Annotated in this window: 16 protein-coding genes and 1 tRNA gene; 6 read left to right on the top strand and 11 right to left on the bottom strand. The window is 59.0% G+C overall.

Annotated elements, in window-relative coordinates; genetic code table 11:
* The first annotated feature begins 113 nt into the window (after positions 1 to 113).
* Complete coding sequence (locus tag PY793_RS03665; protein ID WP_275176765.1) at positions 114 to 1,142, top strand: M14 family metallopeptidase; 1,029 nt, start codon at positions 114 to 116, stop codon at positions 1,140 to 1,142.
* 137 nt (positions 1,143 to 1,279) lie between these two features.
* Here the strand turns inward: PY793_RS03665 and glyA are convergent, their stop codons facing one another.
* Positions 1,280 to 2,569: a serine hydroxymethyltransferase gene (gene glyA, locus PY793_RS03660; protein WP_275176764.1), complete on the bottom strand. Its 1,290-nt coding sequence runs from the start codon at positions 2,567 to 2,569 to the stop codon at positions 1,280 to 1,282.
* A gap of 479 nt (positions 2,570 to 3,048) precedes the next feature.
* On the opposite strand from glyA, the gene hemB reads away from it, so the two are divergent.
* Together hemB and PY793_RS03650 are read left to right on the top strand one after the other, a co-directional pair.
* A complete protein-coding gene (gene hemB / locus PY793_RS03655) occupies positions 3,049 to 4,053 on the top strand; it encodes a porphobilinogen synthase (RefSeq protein WP_275176763.1) in 1,005 nt (334 codons plus the stop codon).
* 72 nt (positions 4,054 to 4,125) lie between these two features.
* Positions 4,126 to 4,899: an arginyltransferase gene (locus tag PY793_RS03650; RefSeq protein ID WP_275176762.1), complete on the top strand. Its 774-nt coding sequence runs from the start codon at positions 4,126 to 4,128 to the stop codon at positions 4,897 to 4,899.
* 9 nt (positions 4,900 to 4,908) lie between these two features.
* Here the strand turns inward: PY793_RS03650 and parC are convergent, their stop codons facing one another.
* From parC to dnaE, 8 genes are all read right to left on the bottom strand, one after another.
* Positions 4,909 to 7,119: a DNA topoisomerase IV subunit A gene (gene parC / locus PY793_RS03645; RefSeq protein WP_275177100.1), complete on the bottom strand. Its 2,211-nt coding sequence runs from the start codon at positions 7,117 to 7,119 to the stop codon at positions 4,909 to 4,911.
* An 84-nt stretch (positions 7,120 to 7,203) separates the two neighbouring features.
* Positions 7,204 to 7,962 (bottom strand): DNA repair protein RecO, encoded by a 759-nt coding sequence (gene recO / locus PY793_RS03640; protein ID WP_275177099.1) that lies wholly within the window; start codon positions 7,960 to 7,962, stop codon positions 7,204 to 7,206.
* Between the two features lie 39 nt (positions 7,963 to 8,001).
* Positions 8,002 to 8,907 carry a translation elongation factor Ts gene (gene tsf, locus PY793_RS03635; protein ID WP_275176761.1) on the bottom strand — a complete coding sequence of 302 codons (906 nt, stop codon included), beginning with the start codon at positions 8,905 to 8,907 and terminating at the stop codon, positions 8,002 to 8,004.
* Between the two features lie 133 nt (positions 8,908 to 9,040).
* Positions 9,041 to 9,829, bottom strand: a complete 789-nt coding sequence (gene rpsB, locus PY793_RS03630; protein WP_275176760.1) for a 30S ribosomal protein S2 — start codon at positions 9,827 to 9,829, stop codon at positions 9,041 to 9,043.
* A 163-nt stretch (positions 9,830 to 9,992) separates the two neighbouring features.
* Positions 9,993 to 11,099 (bottom strand): aromatic ring-hydroxylating dioxygenase subunit alpha, encoded by a 1,107-nt coding sequence (locus PY793_RS03625; protein ID WP_275176759.1) that lies wholly within the window; start codon positions 11,097 to 11,099, stop codon positions 9,993 to 9,995.
* Between the two features lie 159 nt (positions 11,100 to 11,258).
* On the bottom strand, positions 11,259 to 12,065 hold the full coding sequence (locus PY793_RS03620; RefSeq protein WP_275176758.1) for an aminotransferase class IV: 807 nt from the start codon (positions 12,063 to 12,065) through the stop codon (positions 11,259 to 11,261).
* Positions 12,062 to 13,438 carry an anthranilate synthase component I family protein gene (locus tag PY793_RS03615; RefSeq protein ID WP_408744660.1) on the bottom strand — a complete coding sequence of 459 codons (1,377 nt, stop codon included), beginning with the start codon at positions 13,436 to 13,438 and terminating at the stop codon, positions 12,062 to 12,064. The genes PY793_RS03620 and PY793_RS03615 overlap by 4 nt, the downstream gene beginning before the upstream one ends.
* Positions 13,439 to 13,441: 3 nt before the next feature.
* Complete coding sequence (gene dnaE, locus PY793_RS03610; protein WP_275176756.1) at positions 13,442 to 16,861, bottom strand: DNA polymerase III subunit alpha; 3,420 nt, start codon at positions 16,859 to 16,861, stop codon at positions 13,442 to 13,444.
* Between the two features lie 176 nt (positions 16,862 to 17,037).
* Between dnaE and panC the strand changes: the two genes are divergently transcribed.
* Together panC and PY793_RS03600 are read left to right on the top strand one after the other, a co-directional pair.
* Complete coding sequence (panC, locus tag PY793_RS03605) at positions 17,038 to 17,877, top strand: pantoate--beta-alanine ligase (RefSeq protein ID WP_275176755.1); 840 nt, start codon at positions 17,038 to 17,040, stop codon at positions 17,875 to 17,877.
* A gap of 42 nt (positions 17,878 to 17,919) precedes the next feature.
* Positions 17,920 to 18,270 (top strand): RidA family protein, encoded by a 351-nt coding sequence (locus PY793_RS03600; RefSeq protein WP_275176754.1) that lies wholly within the window; start codon positions 17,920 to 17,922, stop codon positions 18,268 to 18,270.
* Between the two features lie 226 nt (positions 18,271 to 18,496).
* On the opposite strand, the gene PY793_RS03595 is transcribed toward PY793_RS03600, so the two are convergent.
* Positions 18,497 to 18,572: transfer RNA gene (locus PY793_RS03595), tRNA-Asn, on the bottom strand.
* Between the two features lie 398 nt (positions 18,573 to 18,970).
* Here PY793_RS03595 and PY793_RS03590 point away from each other — a divergent pair.
* Entirely contained in the window at positions 18,971 to 20,008 is a 1,038-nt protein-coding gene (locus tag PY793_RS03590; protein WP_275176753.1) for an ABC transporter substrate-binding protein, read from the top strand.
* A gap of 77 nt (positions 20,009 to 20,085) precedes the next feature.
* Here the strand turns inward: PY793_RS03590 and PY793_RS03585 are convergent, their stop codons facing one another.
* Positions 20,086 to 21,012: a DMT family transporter gene (locus PY793_RS03585; RefSeq protein WP_275176752.1), complete on the bottom strand. Its 927-nt coding sequence runs from the start codon at positions 21,010 to 21,012 to the stop codon at positions 20,086 to 20,088.
* Between the last annotated feature and the right edge of the window lie 39 nt (positions 21,013 to 21,051).

Raw genomic sequence — 21,051 nt, 5'->3', positions numbered from 1 at the left:
GCCGCCGCACGCAACCCGAACCATACTCAGGCCATGTGGTGCAGTTTTTTCCTCCCTCACCCATTGTGCCGATCTTTTGGGACAACACTCCGTTGCAAAGCACCGGGGCAGCCATGAGCTGTGCCGCAAAGCGCAAACGGGGTGGCAACAGTTCTTACCGCTTTAGAACCCTGTCAGAAGTTCTGCCACCACCCCCGCCACCACTCCCCCACGCACCACCGCAAGACCCCTTGCCAGACATAACACCCTGGATACAGGGGAACTGCGGCATCAGGGGGGTCCATCATTTTGAAAGCCACAGACCCGGCCCCCACATTGCCATAACGGCTCTGATGCACGGTAACGAATATGCCGGAGCCATGGCCCTTACGCACCTGCTGGCAACACCTCCCAGCCTCACGCGGGGGCGGTTGAGCCTGATTTTTCTTAATCCGGATGCGTACGCAGCATTCGATCCCCGCCATCCCTCCCGCTTCCGTTATATTGAGGAGGACATGAACAGGCTGTGGGCGCCCGAACTTATCCGTTCCGAACACACATCTCTGGAAATGCAGCGCGTACGCGAACTTGTGCCCGTGATGGACACGGTGGACGCACTGCTTGACCTGCACACCATGACATGGCCTTCCACCCCCCTGCTGCTGACCAGCATGGCTGAACGCAACCTGCGTATGGCCAGCACACTGGCCTGCCAGCAGGCAGCCCCCCCACAGGTTGTGCTGGATCAGGGCCACCCCACCGGACCACGCCTGATTGATTACGAACGTTTTTCCACCCCAACGGGCACGGCACGGGCCTGCCTGCTTGAAGCCGGGCAACACTGGGCCCGCAGCGCCGCCCGGCACAGCCTGAACATGGCCCGCATGTTTCTGGCCCAGCATGGCATGGGGCCACCGTTACCCACCACACCGCACCAAGCCGGAATTAATGCTATGGTAACCGATTGTGTGGAAGCCCATACCGCATGCTTTGCCTTCCTGCGCCGCTATGCGGGGGGAGATATTATCGAGCACGCCCACACCCTGATTGCCGTTGATGGCATGGACGAAATCCGCACACCCTATGACAACTGCATGCTGGTCATACCCAACCTGCGCCCCCGCCGGGGACACACGGCAGTCCGGCTGGCACGCATTCTTTAAAAGCAGGTATGGCAGAACATACCGGCCTCATTACATCATATCTTCTGGCGCTCCCGCCGTAACAGGCTTCCGGCACGCAAAAAAGCGCGGGAGAAAACTCCCGCGCTTTTGTAAGGCATAACCGGTTTAAACGTGGATTAACGCGTGTAAATGGGGAAACATGCACACAGAGCCTTAACCCGTTCATGCACGGCGTTTTCGACTACGGTATCGCCTTCACCACCAGAGGCGGCAAGAGCTGTCAGTACTTCATCGATCATTTCACCAATCTGGCGGAACTCTGCCTCGCGGAAGCCACGCGCCGTGGCGGCAGGGCTACCCAGACGCACACCAGAGGTAATGGCGGGTTTTTCCGGGTCGAACGGAATGGCGTTTTTATTGGCTGTAATGCCCGCACGCTCCAGAGCCTGCTCCGCTGCCTTGCCGGTCACCTTTTTAGGTCGCAGGTCAACGAGCAGCAGGTGGGAATCCGTGCCACCGGTCACAATATCAAACCCACGCTCCACCAGCACTTCGGCCAGTACTGCGGCGTTCTTCTGCACCGCTTTCTGGTATTCCTTGAACTCGGGGCGCAGGGCCTCGCCAAAAGCTACGGCCTTCCCGGCAATGACATGCATGAGCGGGCCACCCTGCAGGCCGGGGAATACGGCGGAGTTGATTTTTTTCGCCAGCGCTTCACTGTTGGTCAGGATCAGGCCACCACGCGGGCCGCGCAGGGTCTTGTGCGTGGTGGAAGTCACGATATCTGCATATTCCAGCGGATTGGGGTACAGACCTGCGGCAACCAGACCGGCAAAATGGGCCATATCCACCATCAGCAGCGCACCCACTTCGTCGGCAATGCGGCGGAAACGGGCAAAGTCGATAATCCGTGGGTAAGCGGACCCACCTGCTACAATAATGGAAGGCGTGTGTTCACGCGCAAGGCTTTCCATCTGGTCATAGTCCAGCATGCCGTCCTGCTGGCGCACGCCATACTGTACGGCATTGAACCATTTACCAGAATAGTTGGGAGCCGCACCATGGGTAAGGTGGCCGCCCGCTGCCAGGCTCATGCCCAGAACGGTGTCACCCGGCTTGCCCATGGCCATGAACGCGGCCTGGTTGGCGTTAGCACCCGAATGCGGCTGCACATTGGCAAAAGCTGCGCCAAACATGGTTTTGGCCCGCTCAATAGCCAGGGTTTCCACCTTGTCCACTTCCACGCAGCCACCGTAATAGCGGCGACCGGGGTAGCCTTCGGCGTATTTGTTGGTCAGCACACTGCCCTGCGCCTGCAAAACAGCCTCGGAGGCCATGTTTTCGCTGGCGATCAGTTCAATCCCATCCTGCTGACGGGTCAGTTCTGCAGCAATGGCGGACGCAACGTCCGGATCCGTCTGGGTCAGCGGCGCATGAAAAAAACGGTCCAGATCCGTGTGGCTCATTCGGGTGTTCCCTCAAAATCAAACTGTCGTTTGGTAACATGCCTGCCGGGCGGCAGATGGTGGTCACTCTATACGGTTCCGGCTCACTCTTTGCCAGACCATGTTCCACACTGTTTTCATTATAACAGACACAGCACTGGGGGGTATCTTACCCAGTTCCGCACGCCCCTGACAGGAGAAAAACGCAAAAGGGGCGGAACTCCCGTCTTTTGCAATCCCGCGTTTTTGCGCACCGCTCCTTGACTGGATAAACGGCAAACGAGGCTCCGCGGCATGACACCCGTGCTGACCACCCCTATAGGCTGCGGATTCGCGCATTCCGGGCACTGCAAAACCACGCGGAGCTGACCTTTACCCCAACGGGGTTGCATAACAGGGGCAGGAGCGCATACTCCCCACGTTTTGTTCACCCCGTGCCGCCATGGGCAACCGGCCATCAGCCTGCCCCGTGGCAAACACCACGCAAGGAGATCCCGCCCATGATGGCTGGTCGTTTCCCTTTGACCCGCCCACGCCGCAACCGGTTTGACGATGCGACACGCCGTCTGGTTGCCGAAAACTCACTGGGCATCAGCAACCTGATCTGGCCGATTTTTTTCATGGAAGGGACTGGTGTCACAACCGAGGTTTCCTCCATGCCCGGCGCGCACCGCGTAACACTGGACCGGCTTGCCAGGCATGTGGAGCCTGCTGCCAAACTGGGTATTCCAGCCCTTGCCCTGTTCCCCATCACCCCCACGCAGGCACGCGATGATGCCGGGACCGAAGCGCTCAACCCCGACAACCTGATGTGTCGCGCGGCCAGACTGCTGAAAAAGGAATTCCCCGACATGGCCCTGATCGGGGACGTGGCGCTGGACCCCTACACCAGCCACGGCCATGATGGCGTGATCGAAGATGGCTATGTGGTCAATGATGCCTCGGTCCGGATTTTATCCCAGCAGGCCGTGAACCAGGCCAGAGCCGGGGTGGACATTATCGCCCCTTCGGACATGATGGACGGCCGCATTGCCACCATCCGGCAGGACCTGGACGCCAGCGGCCTGATCAACACCCGTATCATGTCTTACGCCGCCAAATATGCATCCGCCTTTTATGGCCCGTTCCGCGATGCGCTTGGCTCTGGCGGGCTGCTGAAAGGAGACAAGAAAACCTATCAGATGGACCCCGCCAACAGCGACGAAGCCCTGCGCGAAGTGGAAATGGACATTGCCGAAGGGGCAGACATGGTGATGGTCAAACCCGGCATGCCGTATCTGGATATTATCCGTCGTGTAAAAGACACCTTTAGCGTGCCGACTTTTGCGTATCAGGTCTCGGGAGAATATGCGATGCTCATGGCAGCCATCAACAATGGCTGGCTCGACCGCGACCGCGCCATCATGGAAAGCCTGATGGCCTTCCGCCGTGCTGGAGCCAATGGCATACTTACGTATTTTGCCATTGAAGCCGCACAGCATATCCGGGAAAGATCGGGCCTGTAACCACCGCCTGGCCCATGCCGGGCATAAGCGGGCCGGTTCTACTGGCCCGCCATGCATCCGGGATTGCCGATTATGACGCCTCCACTGCGCAATCCGCAGTTTTTTTACACCACCACGGCGCAACCATGCCCGTACCTGCCTGCGCGCATGGAACGCAAAATTCTGGTCGATCTGGCAGTACCCGATGCAGATACCCTGCATAGCCGCCTGTCCGCCACGGGTTTCCGGCGTAGCCACACACTGGCTTATGCACCTTTGTGCGCAGGGTGCTCGGCCTGTATTCCCATCCGCCTGCCTGTTGCCGCCTTTACCCCCAGCCGCACACAAAAGCGGGTATGGAACCGCAATGCGGACCTCAGCGCAACCCTGCTTCCCCCCATAGCAACGGGCGAACAATACGACCTGTTCCGCCAGTACCTGACCACCCGCCACGCAGATGGCGAAATGGCGAACATGACCGCGCGGGACTACCGGATTATGGTGGAAGAGACCACGGTTGACACACAGATCATAGAATTCCGCACACCAGACAGCAAACTGGTCGCAGTCAGCCTGACCGATACGCTCAAGGACGGGCTTTCGGCCGTGTACAGTATTTACGACCCACAACAGACCACCCGTTCACTGGGAGTTTATGTTGTGCTTTTTCTTATTCACCAGACATTCCTGCTTGGCTGTCCATATCTTTATCTGGGCTACTGGATTCCGGGGAGCCCCAAGATGGTCTACAAAAGCCGCTTTCGACCAGCAGAAATCCTGCGGAATGATACATGGCAGCCACTGGACCCGGGGCAGCCCCTCAATACCACGCGGAGCGGCCTGTTCCCCGATGCTCCGTTATTCTGACCTTCCTGCCTAGACCTTTTTGCCCGCCCATGTGGGAGCAAGCTTGCCAACACCTGCGCGCTTGCCCAGCCAGTCCTGCAGATCCGCCATGCCACGGCACCGCACGGCTCCGGGCCAGACCAGCCCTTCGGATGCGGTAAACACCAGAGCCTGACGCAACTTCCCGCCATCGGCGTATTTTTGCAACGCCACCCCCAGACCACGCCCCATAACGGGAAGCTGATCGAGCGGAAAAATCAGAAACCGGCGGTTATCTCCAAGGACCGCCACGTGATCCCCCTGTGCGGGAATGCACAACTGGGCGGATTCATCCCCCTTGAGATTAAGCACCTGCCGCCCCGAACGTTTTTCGGAGACAAGGTTATCATCCTCCACAACCATGCCCCGCCCTGCACTGGAAACCACAAGACGTCTACCCCCTTCCTCCAGCACAAAAACCGCCAGCAGTTCCTCATCATTGGACAGGTCCATAAGCAGGCGCACAGGCTGACCATCGCCCCGCCCACGTGGCAGGTCCACACCCTTGAGCGTAAAAGCACGGCCATCGGTCGCAAAAAAGCACAGCCTGTCCGTGCTCTGGCACGGAAGGGCCAGCTTGAGACCATCCCCTTCCTTGAACTTCTGGGTTTCCAGATCAACATTGTGGCCCTTGATGGCCCGCACCCAGCCTTTTTGGGACAGGATCATGGTCAGCGGCTCACGCTCCACTGTTTCCACCACCGAAATATCAACCAGCTTGGGAGCGGACAAAATAGTGCTGCGCCGTGGGCCAACGCGGCCCTTGCCAAAGGCCTTGACCATGGCCTCCAGTTCCTGCCCGATCTGCTTCCAGCGCTGTTTTTCATCCCCCAGCAGTGTGAGCAGTCCGGCTTTTTCAGCCGCAAGGGCGTCATGCTCCTTGCGGATTTCCATTTCCTCCAGCCTGCGCAGGCTGCGCAGGCGCATGTTCAGCACGGATTCCGCCTGCATGTCGGTCAGGCTGAAAGTGGCCATCAGACTGGCTTTGGCGTCATCCTCCTCCCGGATAATACGAATGACCTCATCCAGATTGAGGTAGACAATCAGAAAGCCCGCCAGAATTTCCAGCCGTCGTTCCACGGCGGCAAGGCGGTGGCGGCTGCGCCGCTCCAGTACCTCGTGCCGGTGGTCGAGCCAGGCCTGCAACACCTGTTTAAGCCCCAGCACACCGGGGGAGCGGTCTGCTCCCAGCACGTTCATATTCAGGGAAAAGCGGCTTTCCAGCGCTGTGGCGCGGAACATGGTTTCCATCAGCACTTCGGGTTCAATCCCGCGTGTCTTTGGCTCCAGAATCAGGCGGATTTCATCCGTGCTTTCGTCACGGATATCGCCTAGCAGCGGGAGTTTTTTCTGCTCCAGCAGTTCTGCGACCTGTTCGATCAGGCGGGATTTCTGCACCTGATACGGTATTTCCGACACCACAATATGCCATGTGCCAAACCGTCCCTGCTCCACGGCCCAGCGTGCCCGCATCCGAAAGCCCCCGCGCCCCGTCTCATACGCCTGCAAAATGGCCGAGGCGTCCTCCACGATCAGCCCACCGGTGGGGAAGTCCGGCCCGGGCATAAGCGCCAGCAGGTCCTGCGTGGTTGCCGCGGGGTTACGCACCAGCAGGGCGGCTGCCGCGCATACCTCCGCCGCGTTATGGGGAGGAATGCTGGTGGCCATGCCCACGGCAATGCCCGCAGCACCATTGGCCAGAAGATTGGGGAAGGCTGCTGGCAGCACAACCGGTTCCTGCTCCTCACCATCATAGGTGGGGCGAAAATCGACTGCATCGCTCTCTATCCCGTCCAGCAGGGCCACGGCTACTTCGGTCAGGCGGGATTCCGTGTACCGCATGGCGGCTGCGTTATCACCATCAATCGAGCCAAAATTGCCCTGCCCTTCCACCAGCGGGTAGCGGGCGGCAAAATCCTGAGCCAGACGTACCAGTGCCTCATAGACCGAGGCATCTCCATGGGGATGGAACTTACCAATCACGTCCCCCACAACACGCGCGCATTTTTTAAACCCCGATGCCGGGTCCAGCTTAAGCTGGTGCATGGCGTAAACCAGCCGCCTGTGCACGGGTTTGAGCCCATCGCGCACATCTGGCAGCGAGCGTGACATGATGGTGGACAAAGCATAGGCCAGATAACGCTCACTGAGCGCATCTGCCAGTTTTGTCTCCTCAATATGGCCTTCGAATGTCTCGTTCATGCTCTGCCCCAGATCAAACGGTGCGATGTGTGATGGCCATGACATACCGCCACAGGCCTGGTTGTGCCAGCCTTGGTGCGCAGTTCAGGCGGCTCCTGCCTCTGCGACCAGTTTTTCCACACGCCCCAGCAACCTCTGCCGGGCGGCAGGAAGCGGCAGGTGCCGCTGGCCAAAAGCATCCCGCGCCAGAAAATGCCCACTCAGCCGCAAACCCTCCAGCCAGTCCGGCCAGGAACCAGCCTGTGCGGGGTCATACAAAAAAGCTGGCAGGGGCAGGAGCCGGTCCTTCCATACCCCTGCCCCTTCCCGGCTGACAGCCCGCCCTGTGCGGGGGGAGACAAAGGCAAGGTCATGTTTCTGCCCGGTCACGGCACAGCGGCTCAAATCCAGCCCAAAACCGAGCACATCCAGCAAGGCCAGTTCCCACTCAATATAATTGGACAGGCCAATCTGCTCGGCAACATCGGGACTGTAGCCGATAAAGGAAAGAAGCCTGAGTGTCGCGCCAAAAAATGCCGGGCAAGGCTCGCCTTCGGGCAAGGTGACATCGGCCAGCACGCAGGCCGACTGCATCATGGCCAGTGCAAGCGGCATGCTCAGGATGCGCGCCGCACATCCGTACAGCAACTCACCCGATACCTGAACAGGAGCGCCCTCGCTCCGTTGCGTCAGACGGGCCTTGACCACATTCCCCGGCTGCCACAGGGCGCGGCCAGCACGGCCTGCGCCCCCGTAAGCCAGAGCACGCACCAGCCCGTCCTGCTCGGTCAGCATATGGACCCGCGCACCGTTCTCACCCTGCGCGGCCGCAAAAACAACAAGAGCGGGAGCCTCCCTTTGCAGAGAAGTCCCGCTCTTGTTCAACATACGGAAGAGCCGGTCTTAGACGCCGGAAACCTTGGCCACTTCGGCAGCAAAGTCATCAACGACCTTTTCAATGCCTTCACCCAGATGGAAACGGTCAAAACCAGTCAGCTTGACGCCAGCTTTTTTAACAACGTCCTTCACGCGGGTTTCGCCATCATGCACCCACACCTGTTCCAGAAGTACGACTTCTTCATAGAACTTGCGGATACGACCTTCGACCATTTTTTCAATAATGGCTTCGGGTTTGCCCGATGCGCGGGACTGTTCGATCAGAACAGCGCGTTCACGCTCGACTTCTTCCTGGTTGAGGCTGTTTACGTCCAGCGCGGAGGGGCGGGTGGCGGCAACATGCATGCCAACCTGACGGCCAAGCTGTTCAATGGCGTCATCGGCAGTCGGGGCTTCAATAGCCGCCAGAACACCAATTTTGCCCAAACCCGGACGCAGTGCACCATGCACGTAAGTGGCCACCACGCCAGACGGCACGGTAAATACGCGGGCACGACGCAGGGTCATGTTTTCACCGATGGTGGCGATCAGGTGCGTCAGTTCGTCAGCAACGGTACGGCCCGTGTCCAGCGTTGCAGCCTTGATGGCTTCCAGATCATCGCCAACCTTGAGTGCAACCTGAGCAACGGCTTCCACAAAGTTCTGGAAGGCTTCGTTACGGGCAACAAAGTCAGTTTCGGCATTCACTTCCACCATGGCGGCGGTTTTGTCGCCAGAAGCAACGGCAACCAGACCTTCTGCCGCCACGCGGCCAGATTTTTTGGCGGCGGCGGCAAGGCCCTTGGTGCGCAGCCAGTCAATGGCGGCTTCAATATCACCCTGCGCTTCGTTCAGCGCTTTTTTGCAATCCATCATGCCTGCGCCGGTTTTTTCGCGCAGTTCCTTGACCAGTGCTGCGGTAATTTCCGCCATATTCCTACTCCTTAGAAAACCGCAACGCGCCCCTGGCAGGGCGCGTGGCAGAACATTCCGTTGCCTGCAAAAAAACAGGCATCTCATGCAAAAAAAACAGCCCGGCTCAAGTCCGGGCTGTTTTTAAAAGGCTTCAGCCTGCTGCCGGAGCTTCTTCGGCTACCGGAGCCGCTTCCAGAGCGGGTTCAACCGGCAGTTCTTCAGAGGCGCCCACGTCATGGCCCGCAGCACCCATTTCGGCGGAAATACCGTCGAGCACGGAAGCGGAAACGAGGTCGCAATAAAGACCAATGGCGCGAATGGCGTCATCGTTGCCGGGGACCGGGTAGGTCACGCCGCGTGGGTCGGAGTTGCTGTCCAGAATCGCCACAACCGGGATACCCAGCTTGTTGGCTTCTTCAATGGCCAGCTTTTCCTTGTTCGTGTCGATCACGAACAGGATGTCGGGCAGACCACCCATTTCCTTGATACCACCAAGGGAGCGTTCCAGCTTGTCACGCTGGCGGGTCAGTTCCAGCACTTCTTTCTTGGTCAGGCCGGAAGTCGCGCCTTCGAGCGTGTCCTCAATCTGGCGCAGACGCTTGATGGAGCCCTGAATGGTCTTCCAGTTGGTGAGCATACCACCCAGCCAACGGTGGTTGACGTAGTACTGGCCGCAACGACGTGCTGCTTCTGCAATCGGGTCCTGAGCAGCACGCTTGGTGCCAACGAACAGAACGCGGCCACCACCGGCTACAACATCACGAATCGCCTTGAGGGCGCGGTCGAGCAGGCCAACGGTCTGCTGGAGGTCGATGATGTGAACCTGGTTACGCACGCCGAACAGGAACGGCTCCATGCGCGGGTTCCAGCGACGGGTGTGGTGACCAAAGTGAACACCAGCTTCAAGCAGCTGACGCAGTGTAAAATCGGGCATCGCCATGGGGCGTATTCCTACCTAACTGGTTAAACCTCCGCGAGACACCACCCAGCCATTCGGCTGGGCACCAGAGGTGTATGGCCCCGCGTGTGTTATACCCCAGCCTAACGCCGGGGCGGCTCTATATGGCGTTTTTTGGCCCTGCGGGCAAGGTAAAAAAAACGCGTCAGCCCTGCTTGAGCGGTCTGGCATAACGGTTGGGCACCCCGCTGCGGGCCAGCAGGTCGCGCAAGCTTCTGACAACAGGGAACACCTCCACATTGTGGTCTCCCCCCAGTTCACGCCATGCGTTCTGTTCCATTTCCACAATTTCGCGGTCTTCTTCAAAGATGCGGTGTGTAAACAGGCCCAGCACCGGCCATGCAATATCCAGCAGGAAAGTCCATTTGGGCTTTTTGACCGACAGCAGACCAAACGCCTGAGTAACCTGCTGGGTTTCGCCCAGCGGCAGGTAGCACGCCCACAGGTCCATGATCAGGTCACCGTCCTTGTCGTGGATCTGGAGCGTCTGGTAGGGGTAGGTGGTGCGGATGGACACGACCTCTTCCACCGGCTGTTCGCGGCCATCGTCATGGTGTTTGCCAAAAATCAGGGCTTCGGCCAGCGGCTGGTTGCCCCCTTTACGCGCAAAGCTGTAGCGGGCCTCCATAAAATTATCGCCCTTGTCCTGCCCCAGAAAACGGGCCGTGATGGAGCCCATCTGGCGGCGATGCAGGAACTGGTGGTTCATGTCCATCAGGTTTTCGTGCATGAACGTGTAGTGGCACTTCAGGCGCGGACTGAACTGGCGGGTCTTGTATTCGGGGTTCCCCACCTGCGCAATATCGGGCATGGGCACCTTGTCCGCCAGATCGGGATCGCCAGGGAAGATAAAGATCAGCCCGCTCTTTTCGCGGCAGGGATAAGATTTGACCGGGCGACCCACGCCTTCCTTGTTCAGGTAAGGCACGGTTACACATTTGCCCTGCTGATCAAACGCCCAGCCATGATAGCAGCATTTGATGCAGCCTTTATCGTCCACAACCCCTTTGCTCAGCGGAACCTGACGGTGGGCGCAGCGGTCTTCCAGCGCATAGACGGGGCCGTATTCGGGGCGAATCAGCGCAATGGGGTGGCCTGCAAAACGGGCGGCAAACGCCTTACCCTGCCGTACCTTGCTGGACCATGCCACAGGGTACCAGAAATTGGGATCAACATCGATCTGCCTCAGATCATAGCGGAGGGCATGCCCCTGTTCCGCCGGTTGCTCCGTGGCTGTTGCTGCCTGTTGCATGGTGTCACCTCATCAGAATACCACAGACCGGCTGTTCCGATGCATATCATTCCGGCCTGAAAAGGACAGGCGAACGATTGAGCATTCAGCCGGGTCTGCACAAGCCCTTATCGTCGCATGCCTGCCCTCCAAACGGAATGGGCATAAATCAAACCCGGCTTATGCGCTCTGCCGCAGACATTGCTCCAGTTGCGCAGTGCAAGGTCCGTCCACCGGCAGGGGCGTTCCATCCAGTTCCGTGACCACCCGGAGCGAAAGGGAATTTACCAGCCACACCCCCCGCGCATCCAGCAGGTCAACCGGGGCCAGCCGGGCCTCGCGCACCAGATTCTGCTCCAGCAGGCGCTCACGGGCGATGCCGGGCAACGCGCCCTCGGCCACAGGGGGCGTAAACACCCCCGCACCCGTTGCCACCAGCAGGTTGCTGACCGTGCTTTCCGCCACGCGCCCCTGCGTGTTGAGCAAAAGCGCGTCCTGCGCCCCCATACGCTCGGCCTCCTGCCGGGCCAGAATACCGGGCAGGTAGTTCAGGCTCTTGATATAGGACAGAGGAGATGCCTCATCCCGCCGGATCAGCCGACTGATCATGACCTGACTATGGGAAAGACTGAACTCCCCCCGGACTGCCGTCAGCAACACGGTAGGATGCGCATGAACAGGAGGCAGCAGCCCCCTCGGCCCCTCCCCGCGCGCCACGCTCAGCCGCAGTACCGCATTTTCCAGCCCGCATGCCTGTAACAGCGCCGTAGCCGCCCCCTGCACCGCCGCCGCCTCTGGCACGGGCATGCCCAGAACATCCCCCCCGGCTGCCAGGCGCGCCATGTGCCGGGACAGATGCAAAACCTGTCCGCCAGCCGCGCGCATGGTCTCAAACAGGCCATCCCCCAGTGTAAAGCCCCGATCAGCCGGGCTTATGCGGGCCGCATCACACGCATGAAGCGCGCCATTGAGCCATACGAATGTCATGCCCCCTCCGCAAAGGCGGCAAAGGGTGCAAGTTTCAGGCGCATTTCCTCATATTCCTTTTGCGGGTCGGACAGAATGGTAACTCCGCCCCCCGTGCCCATGCGCAACTGCCCCCCGTGGGCCACAAAACTGCGGATGATCACGGCGCTATCCATCCGCCCATCCGCACCAAGGCAAAAAACCATGCCACAATAAGCCCCTCGGGGGGTGGCTTCCAGTTCGTCAATAATTTCCATGGCGCGGTGCTTGGGCGCACCGGTTACGGAACCGGGCGGCAGGGTGGCTGCCAGCAGGTCGAACACATCGCACCCCTCCCGCAAATGCCCCTGCACCTCGGAGACAAGATGGTGCACATGCGCAAACCGTTCCACCGTCCATAATTCCGGCACACGCACGCTGCCAATACGGGCAACACGCCCGATATCATGGCGCATGAGGTCCACAATCATCAGGTTTTCGGCCCGTTCCTTGTCATCTGCGGCCAGAGCCTGAGCCAGATGCAAATCCTCTGCCCTGCTCTGGCCCCGTGGAGCTGTGCCTTTTATGGGACGGGTTGCTATATGCCCATGCCGATCGACCAGCAAAAACCGCTCGGGCGAGCACGAAAGCAGGGAAAAACCTGCCCCACAGGATAAAAAAGCCCCAAACGGAGCCGGGGCCACCCGCCGCAGATGACGATACAGGTCAGACGTACACACATCAGCAGGCAGGTCCGCCACATGCTGGCAGGTGATATTGACCTGAAAAATATCCCCCTGAGCAATATAGCGTTGCGCAGCACTAACCGCCTGACAGTATTCCGCCTGTGTCTGGCTGGCCTGCAAATGCAGGAGGGGCAACTGTGGCACTGGCACATCCCGCTCAGGCAGGGCGGCCCATAAGGCCTGCGCCTGCTCACAGTCCTGCGGCGTAAGGCCACCATGCGCCAGCCCTGCCAGCACCACCTGCCGGTTCTGACGGTCCCATATATAGGCGTGATCGTAAAAAGCGGCGGAAAATAAAGGAGCGTCCCCTTCCGCATGGCGGGACGCAACACCTTGCAAGGCCCGACCAAATGCGTAGCTGGCAAAGCCGACCCAGCCACCACAGAATGGCACATCGGCCTGATGGGTACCCACCGTGAAACCTGCCTGTATTTTACGCAGAATATTCAGTATCTGCTCAGGCGTGCCCCGCGCCTGACGCACCCCATCCACTTCCACCCTGTCTGCAAAAACCTGTAGGATATGCCGCGGATTATGGCAGAATATACGCCACCGGCTGCGCGTATCCAGCACGCCGCCACTATCGAGAAAAGCGCACCACGGAATACCACCCCACAGGGCCAGAACCGTATCGGGCCCCCGCCACGGCAAGACGCAGGTCCACACCACAGGCTAGACCTGCTCCACGCGGGAAATGCCATCCAGCGTACGCAGCTTCTGCCCGAGCAGAGGGGTTACCCTGTAGCCTCCGCGCAACCGGATTTCCACATCGCAGCTTTCGGCCACACCGGGTAGCAGCACAATGCGGCCTGCTCCGCCTTTCTGGTCGCTCAGCACGGTTTGCAGGGCTGGCAAGGCATCTTCCTTTTCCAGCCATATCCGCAATTCGCTTTGCGCCTGAGCGGCTGCATCCTCCAGTTCCACTATATCGGACGCGGTGATCCGCATGGCTTCGCCCTCCAGCTTCAGTTCGGCCGTCACCAGCACGGCCCGCCCCGCCACCAGACTTTCACGCACACGGCCCAGCACTTCGGAGAACACCGTGACCTCACACCCCCCCGTGGCATCGGACAGGCGCACCCATGCCATTTTATTGCCTGTGCGGGTCGGGCGTTCCTTGCGGTCCACCACGCAGCCCGCAATTTTAACTCGCCCTACCCCGGCCTCTGCTGCGGCAAGCAACTGGGAAGATTTGACAACCCCCAGTCTGCGCAACACCGGCCCGTAGGAATCCAGAGGGTGGGCTGTCATATGGAAGCCAATAGATTCTGCCTCCATCGCCAGTTTTTCAAACTCAGGCCAGTCTGGCCCTTCGGCCAGACGCAGGGGCTCCTTCTGCCCGCCACCACCAAACAGGCCGATCTGGCCCGACGCCGCCTCCTGCGCCTGACTATGGGCACGGCGCAAAAGAGCATCGGCTGAATGGAAGACACGCGCCCGGTTTTTATCCAGACATTCAAACGCACCTGCCTTGGCCAGATTTTCCATTTGCATGCGGTTGATGTGCTTGGGGTCTATACGCGTTGCAAAATCGGCCAGATCGGTAAAAGGCCTGTCCCCTCTTGTGGCTACCAGAACCTCCATGGCCCCAAAACCAACTTTTTTGACCGCGGCCAGTGCATAGCGGATGGCGTATTTACCATCTGGCATGACCTCCACAGCAAAGTCGGCCTCCGAACGGTTGATGTCTGGCGGCAGCACGGCAATGCCCATGCGTTCGGCCTCCTGCCGCAGGGCTGCCAGTTTTTCCGTCCGCTCCCGTGCGAGTGACATACATGCAGCCAGAAAGGCCACAGGGTGGTTGGCCTTCATCCACGCAGTCTGGTAGGAAACAAAAGCGTAGGCCGCAGCATGGGATTTGTTAAACCCGTAATCTGCGAACTTGGCCATGAGGTCGAACACCTCTACCGCCTTGTCATGGTCTATGCCGCGCCCGGTTGCCCCTTTGGTAAAAATCTCGCGCTGGTGGTCCATTTCCGCACGGATTTTTTTACCCATGGCGCGGCGGAGCAGATCTGCCCCACCCAGACTGTAGCCCGCCATTTTCTGGGCAATCTGCATGACCTGTTCCTGATAGACCATAATGCCATAGGTCTCTTCAAGAATATCGCGAATTTCCTCATGCGGGGGTTCCCATGCCTCGCCATGTTTACGGCGGCAGTAATCGGGAATATTGGCCATTGGACCGGGGCGGTACAGAGCTACAGCGGCAATCAGGTCTTCCAGCCGTGTGGGACGCATCTGCTTGAGAACATCACGCATGCCAGCGCCTTCAAACTGGAAAACACCTGCCGTGTCCCCCTTGCTGAGCATGTCATAGGTTGGCGCATCATTGAGCGGAATACCCGCCAGTTCCACATCCTTGCCCATGCGGCGGATAAAATCCACACCGCGTTTGAGAATGGTCAGCGTTGTCAGGCCCAGAAAGTCAAACTTGACCAGACCGGCCTGCTCAACAAACTTCATGTTATACTGGGTGACCAGTGTATCGCTCTTGGGGTCCCGGTACAGCGGCACCAGTTCCACCAGCGGGCGATCCCCGATAACCACCCCCGCGGCATGGGTACTAGCGTGGCGGAACAGTCCTTCAAGCTGCTGGGCAATTTCGAGCAGTCTGCGCAAAGCCTCGTCGTTATCACGCATTTCCTGCAATTTTGGTTCGCCTGCTATCGCCTCCTTGAGTGTAACAGGCTTGGCGGGATTGTTGGGAATAAGCTCGGCCACACGGTTGACCATGCCATATGGCAACCCAAGCACACGCCCCACATCCCGCACTGCCGCGCGGGCCTGCAACTTACCGAAAGTAATAATCTGGGCAACCCGGTCGCCACCGTATTCGCGGCGGACGTATGCAATAACCTCGTCCCGCCGGTCCTGACAGAAGTCGATATCAAAGTCAGGCATGGAGACACGTTCGGGGTTAAGAAACCGTTCGAACAGCAGGTTGAAGGGAATAGGGTCAATATCCGTAATGGTCAGCGCCCATGCGGCCAGCGAACCTGCGCCCGAGCCACGCCCCGGCCCCACCGGAATATCATGCGCCTTGGCCCACTGAATAAAGTCCGCCACGATCATGAAGTAGCCGGGGAACCCCATTTTGGAGATAATATCCAGCTCGAATGTCAGCCTCTCGCGGTAGCGGGCCTGTGTTGCCTCATCCAGCGTCATGGAAGCCATGCGGCGCTCCAGCCCTTCCCACGCCATGGCGCGCAGGGTCTGGTCCTCGGTCGCGCCCTCGCGCACTTTGGGGCAGACGGGCAGCAGAGGCTTGCGGGTTTCCACCTTTATGGCGCAGCGACGGGCAATTTCGAGCGTATTGTCGCACGCATCGGGCAGGTCCGCGAACAGGGTGCGCATCATCTGCGGGGGTTTGAACCAGTGTTCAGGGGTCACGCGGAAGCGGTCTTTTTCCGCCATGGTGCGGCCCTGGGCAATACAGACCAGCGCGTCATGCGCCTCGTACATTTCCGGCTTGGGGAAAAAGCACTCATTGGTCGCCACAAGGGGCAGACCAAACTGGCTGGCAAGACCCAGCACGCCCGGTTCCACCGCTTTTTCAATAGCCAGATTATGGCGGTGCAACTCCACCACCAGCCGGTCGCCAAAGGCTTCGTGCATGCGGGCCAGCCAGCGCGTGGCCTCGTCTTTCTGCCCTTCGGCCAGCATCTGGAACAATGGGCCGCGTGTGCCACCACTCAGCAGTATCAGCCCTTCAGCGCGCGCACATAATGTATCCAGCGTTACAAACGGGTCAGACGGATCGGTTGTCTTGAACCCTTCGGATGAGAGGAACTGGAGGTTGGTCAGCCCCACCTCGTTCTGCGCCAGCACCACCACCGGCTCTGCCGGGGCACCGGGTTTGTCGTTACGGGCAGGCAGACCGATCTGGGCCCCGATAATGGGCTGAATGCCACTTTTTGTGCAGTACTGAGAAAACTCCAATGCACCGAACAGATTGCCCGAATCGGCAATAGCCACGGCAGGCATCTGCATTTCCTGCGCAAGGGATGCAATTTCCGGCACCCGGATTGCCCCCTGACTGAGCGAGTAGGCAGAGTGCACACGAAGATGAACAAAATCAGCGTAGGACATACACCTCCTATAGCACAGGCCCGCCCCCTCTCCACCGGGTTGCCTGCACTTTAAATCTCGCCACCTCCATAAACCACCCTCTCTGGAACCTCAGACCAATCGGCACTACAGTGCCTTTACTCCTGCCCGGCCCGGGCGCTCCCCTTATGGGGTTCATCTGTTTTTCAGGATTTTTCATGCGGATTATCAGATCCAGAACCGAACTGGCCGCACTGGTAGCCCAATGGCGCAGCACGGGCGAAACCATAGGATTTGTGCCCACCATGGGCTCGCTCCACAACGGGCACCTTGCCCTTGTCAATGCATTGGACGGGTTGGCTACGCGCCGAATTGTGAGTGTTTTTGTCAATCCGATCCAGTTTGACAATGCAGCCGACTTCAAACTTTACCCGCGCGGACTGGAAGCAGACGCCGCCCTGCTGGAGAACACAGCCAGAGTGGATGTGCTCTACGCCCCGGACGGGGAGGAAATGTACCCTCGGGGTTTTGCAACCCGCATTACGGTTTCCGGGCTGGATGGCATGCTGTGTGGCGCGGACCGGCCGGGCCATTTTGATGGTGTCGCAACGGTTGTCACCAAGCTTCTGCTCCAGACCGGGGCCGACATTGCCGCTTTTGGCGAAAAAGATTACCAGCAGCTCTGCCTGATCCGCCGTCTTGTACAGGACCTGAACCTGCCGGTGCGCATAAAACCCGTCTCCACCGTGCGCGAGGCCGACGGGCTTGCCCTGTCCTCCCGCAATCGCAGGCTCACCCCCCGGCAGCGCGAGCAGGCCCCTTACCTGCCAGCGGCACTGCGGGCCTGCATTGCGGATCTTCAGGCAGGAAAAGCGGTTGAGACCTGCCTGCACACCTGCCACGAAAATCTGAAAAATCATGGTTTTAACGTGCATTATCTGGACCTGCGCTCGGGGGACACACTCCTTGCCACACACACGCTCACACCAGATGCACGCCTGTTTGTTGCGGCCAGTCTGGGTGATATCCGCCTGATTGACAACATGGCCGCTGCGTAAACTCCATTAGCCATCCCGTTTTTGCACAGGAAAGACAACAGCATGAGCATAACCCGCCTTGAACCCGAAGAGCGCCTGAGTGGCGCCGTTATTCACAACGGCCTTGTCTATCTGGCGGGTCAGGTTGCGGATGACGCCACACTGGATGCACAGGGACAGATGGAAGATATTCTGCGCCAGGTGGACGCCATTCTGGCCAAAGCCGGAACGGATAAAAGCCGCCTGATTTCAGTCCAGATTTTTCTGGCCGATATGGGCGATATGGCTGGCATGAACCGTGCATGGGATGCATGGCTGGACAAAAGCAACAAACCCGCCCGCGCCACGGTAGAAGCCAAGCTGGCTGATCCATCATGGAAGGTGGAACTCACCGGTGTTGCCGCTCAGGCCTGATCGGGAATTTAGAAGAAACACCGCACAATGCCACGCGTTGGCCCCAGTGCTTGATGGTGCAGGCCGTCAAGCACTTCTGCTTTCGCGCTCCCAGAATCAGGGCAACTTCAGAAGCAGGGAGCCCAGCACAGACCCCGAAAGCACTATGCCAAGGTAAGCTAACACTGCGGCCTCTTGCTCAGCGGAGCAAATCAGCGCGTAACTTTTTGATTTTTAAAGGAAAATGTGGCTCCCGAAGTAGGACTCGAACCTACGACCCAGCGATTAACAGTCGCTTGCTCTACCAACTGAGCTATTCGGGAACAGTTATTTTTCAATTACTTAGCGGCATTTAAAGGCATGATCTTTTTTCAAGATGCGGCCCGCCGTGCTGCTGAATGGCTGTATAACGGCAACCCTTTGAGGGTGCAAGACCCTTTTTATATTACAAAACGTTAATTATTTCTTCCCTTAAAAAACACCATCTCTGCATGCCGTTCCCCCGTGCTGCATATAAGCCGGCAGAATACACACCAGCACACACACCTCGGGTGCGTAATATGAGGATTTTGGAAAATTCATTACAAAAAAACACATCATGAAAAATAACAGAACCATAGCCCCCAATGCCGCAGCCATGAGGATGTGCGCGGTCCTGTTTTTTTGATTTTCTGCCCCCTTGGCCGGGACACCTCCGCCAACACGGTGTAAGATAGCGGATATGAGCGCACCTGCACCTTCCCCCTTCTCACGCCGCGCCCTGCTCTGGGGGGCCGGAAGTTGCGCTGCCGCAGGGGGTGTTGTGCTTCTGACCACCCCAAAGCGCCCCCGCAAACCCCGCAAACAGCCCGATGGCGTTTACCGCAAGCTCAGAATTGCCTGGCCAGAGGCCGCCATGTCCCCCGTGCTGGCCGCCGCACTGGAGAAGAATTTTTTTGCCCGGTACAATCTGGACGTCGACCCGCTCCCCAACATTCGTAATGGGCAGGAAGCACTGGCGGCTCTGGCGCAGCAGAAAACCTCTTACGCTCTGGCTCCGGCCCTCACGTGGCTCCAACACCTGCATGCGGGGTTGCCTGCGCATCTGGTTATGGGGGTACAATCAGGTAGCCGCCGCCTGCTGGTGCGGCGTAACAGCGGCATTACACGACTGGACCAGCTTATGGGCCGCAACGTGGCGGTGCCAGACCAGAATGCCGCGGACAAACTGTTCTTCTGTATTATGATGCGCCGCAAAGGCATGGACGCATTCAACCACATTAACTGGGTTGACCTGCCGATCCCACAGTTAGAACCGGCTCTTCATGACCAGACAATAGATGCCGTGGTCATGCATGATCCCGATGCATGGAGCCTGCTCCAGAACCACCCGGGTCTTCTGTACGAACTTGTTGGCAGCGATACAGGCCATTATGCCGAGCGCACCAGCCTTATTCTGGGCGTTGCGGATACCGCGCAGGACAAAGACCCCACCGCTGCCACGGCACTGGTCATGGCCTTGCATGATGCGGCTCTATGGGTCAACACCCACCACGATGATGCCGCAACCCTGATAGCCGACAACGCCGCAGGTCTGCCCGTTACCAGTGCCCGCGCCATGCTGCACAATGAGCCGGTTATCCGCCCCCTTGTAGGCCACGGCCTGCGCGAGCAGATCGCACAGTACTGCGATGAACTCCAGCTTGTGGGCATGATGGCCGATGGGGAGGATTCCACAGCCCTTGCCCACGCCTACGCCCACAATGTTCTGCACGAATAAACGGGATTTTTCTGACCACATTCTGCATCAAACACTCAAGCAGAATGGCCAGAACAGCTTTACAAGGCGTTGCCTCTCTAGTCCTGCGCCCGTTTACGCGGCAGGCGCACTTCGCTTGCCAACACGCCCAGAATAACCAGCGCCCCACCGGCCAGCGCTCTGGCTGGCAGCATATCCCCTGCCAGACGCCCCACCAACCCGGCCCATACAGGTTCACCCGCGTAAATAAGCGTTGCGCGTGTGGGGGAGACTGTTTTTTGCGCCCAGTTCATAACCAGCTGGATAACCGCACTCATGGCCCCAAGACCCAGACCGGGCACCACCCAGCGCCACGCCAGAGCAGGTACGCGTTCGTGCATGATAGGCATGGCGGCAAACGCCAGTAGCCCGGCAACCAGCAACTGCACGATCGCCACCCTGAAACTGTTAATGGCGGGGGAGGCAAAACGGCTGATCAGCACAACTTCCATAGCTATGGCTACAGCACTGGTCAGGGTCACCACCTCACCAAACTGGAGGTGCATATGGGCTATGGCCTGCGGGCCGGTTAGCAGAACCAGACCGCAAAAAGCAAACAGCACACCCAGCCAGACCATAAGATGAGGTGCCTTACGCAGGACAAACCACTGCAAAAAGGGTACAACAGGCACATACATGGCCGTAATAAAGGCCGACTGACTGCTGGAAATACTCCCAAGCCCCAGAGTTTGCAGCCCATAGCCAAAAAAGATGGCCACCCCCACACAGGCTCCGGCCCGCACTTCCCGCAGGGTCAGGTCCAGCAGCAACCGGCGGAACAGAAGCATGGAAAGCAGGGCCGCCGTGATAAAGCGCAACCCCACAAAAAACATGGGCCCCGTATAACGCATGGCCATATGCACGACCAGAAACGTTACCCCCCACAGAACGGTAATGCAGACCAGAGCCACCTCCTCGCGCGAGAAGCTCCGGAAAACACTTTTCTCCCGCACAGGCAGCGGTGCAGGCAGGGACTGGTCAGGCAAGTTCAGGCACTCCTGGCCGGGCCTTGGAACCTGCCCGAC

Origin of the sequence: Acetobacter fabarum (assembly GCF_029069195.1) — a bacterium.
Taxonomy (GTDB): Bacteria; Pseudomonadota; Alphaproteobacteria; order Acetobacterales; family Acetobacteraceae; genus Acetobacter; species Acetobacter fabarum_A.
Note: the sequence above shows the minus strand (reverse complement) of the source record. Positions and strands in the feature narration are given on the sequence as shown.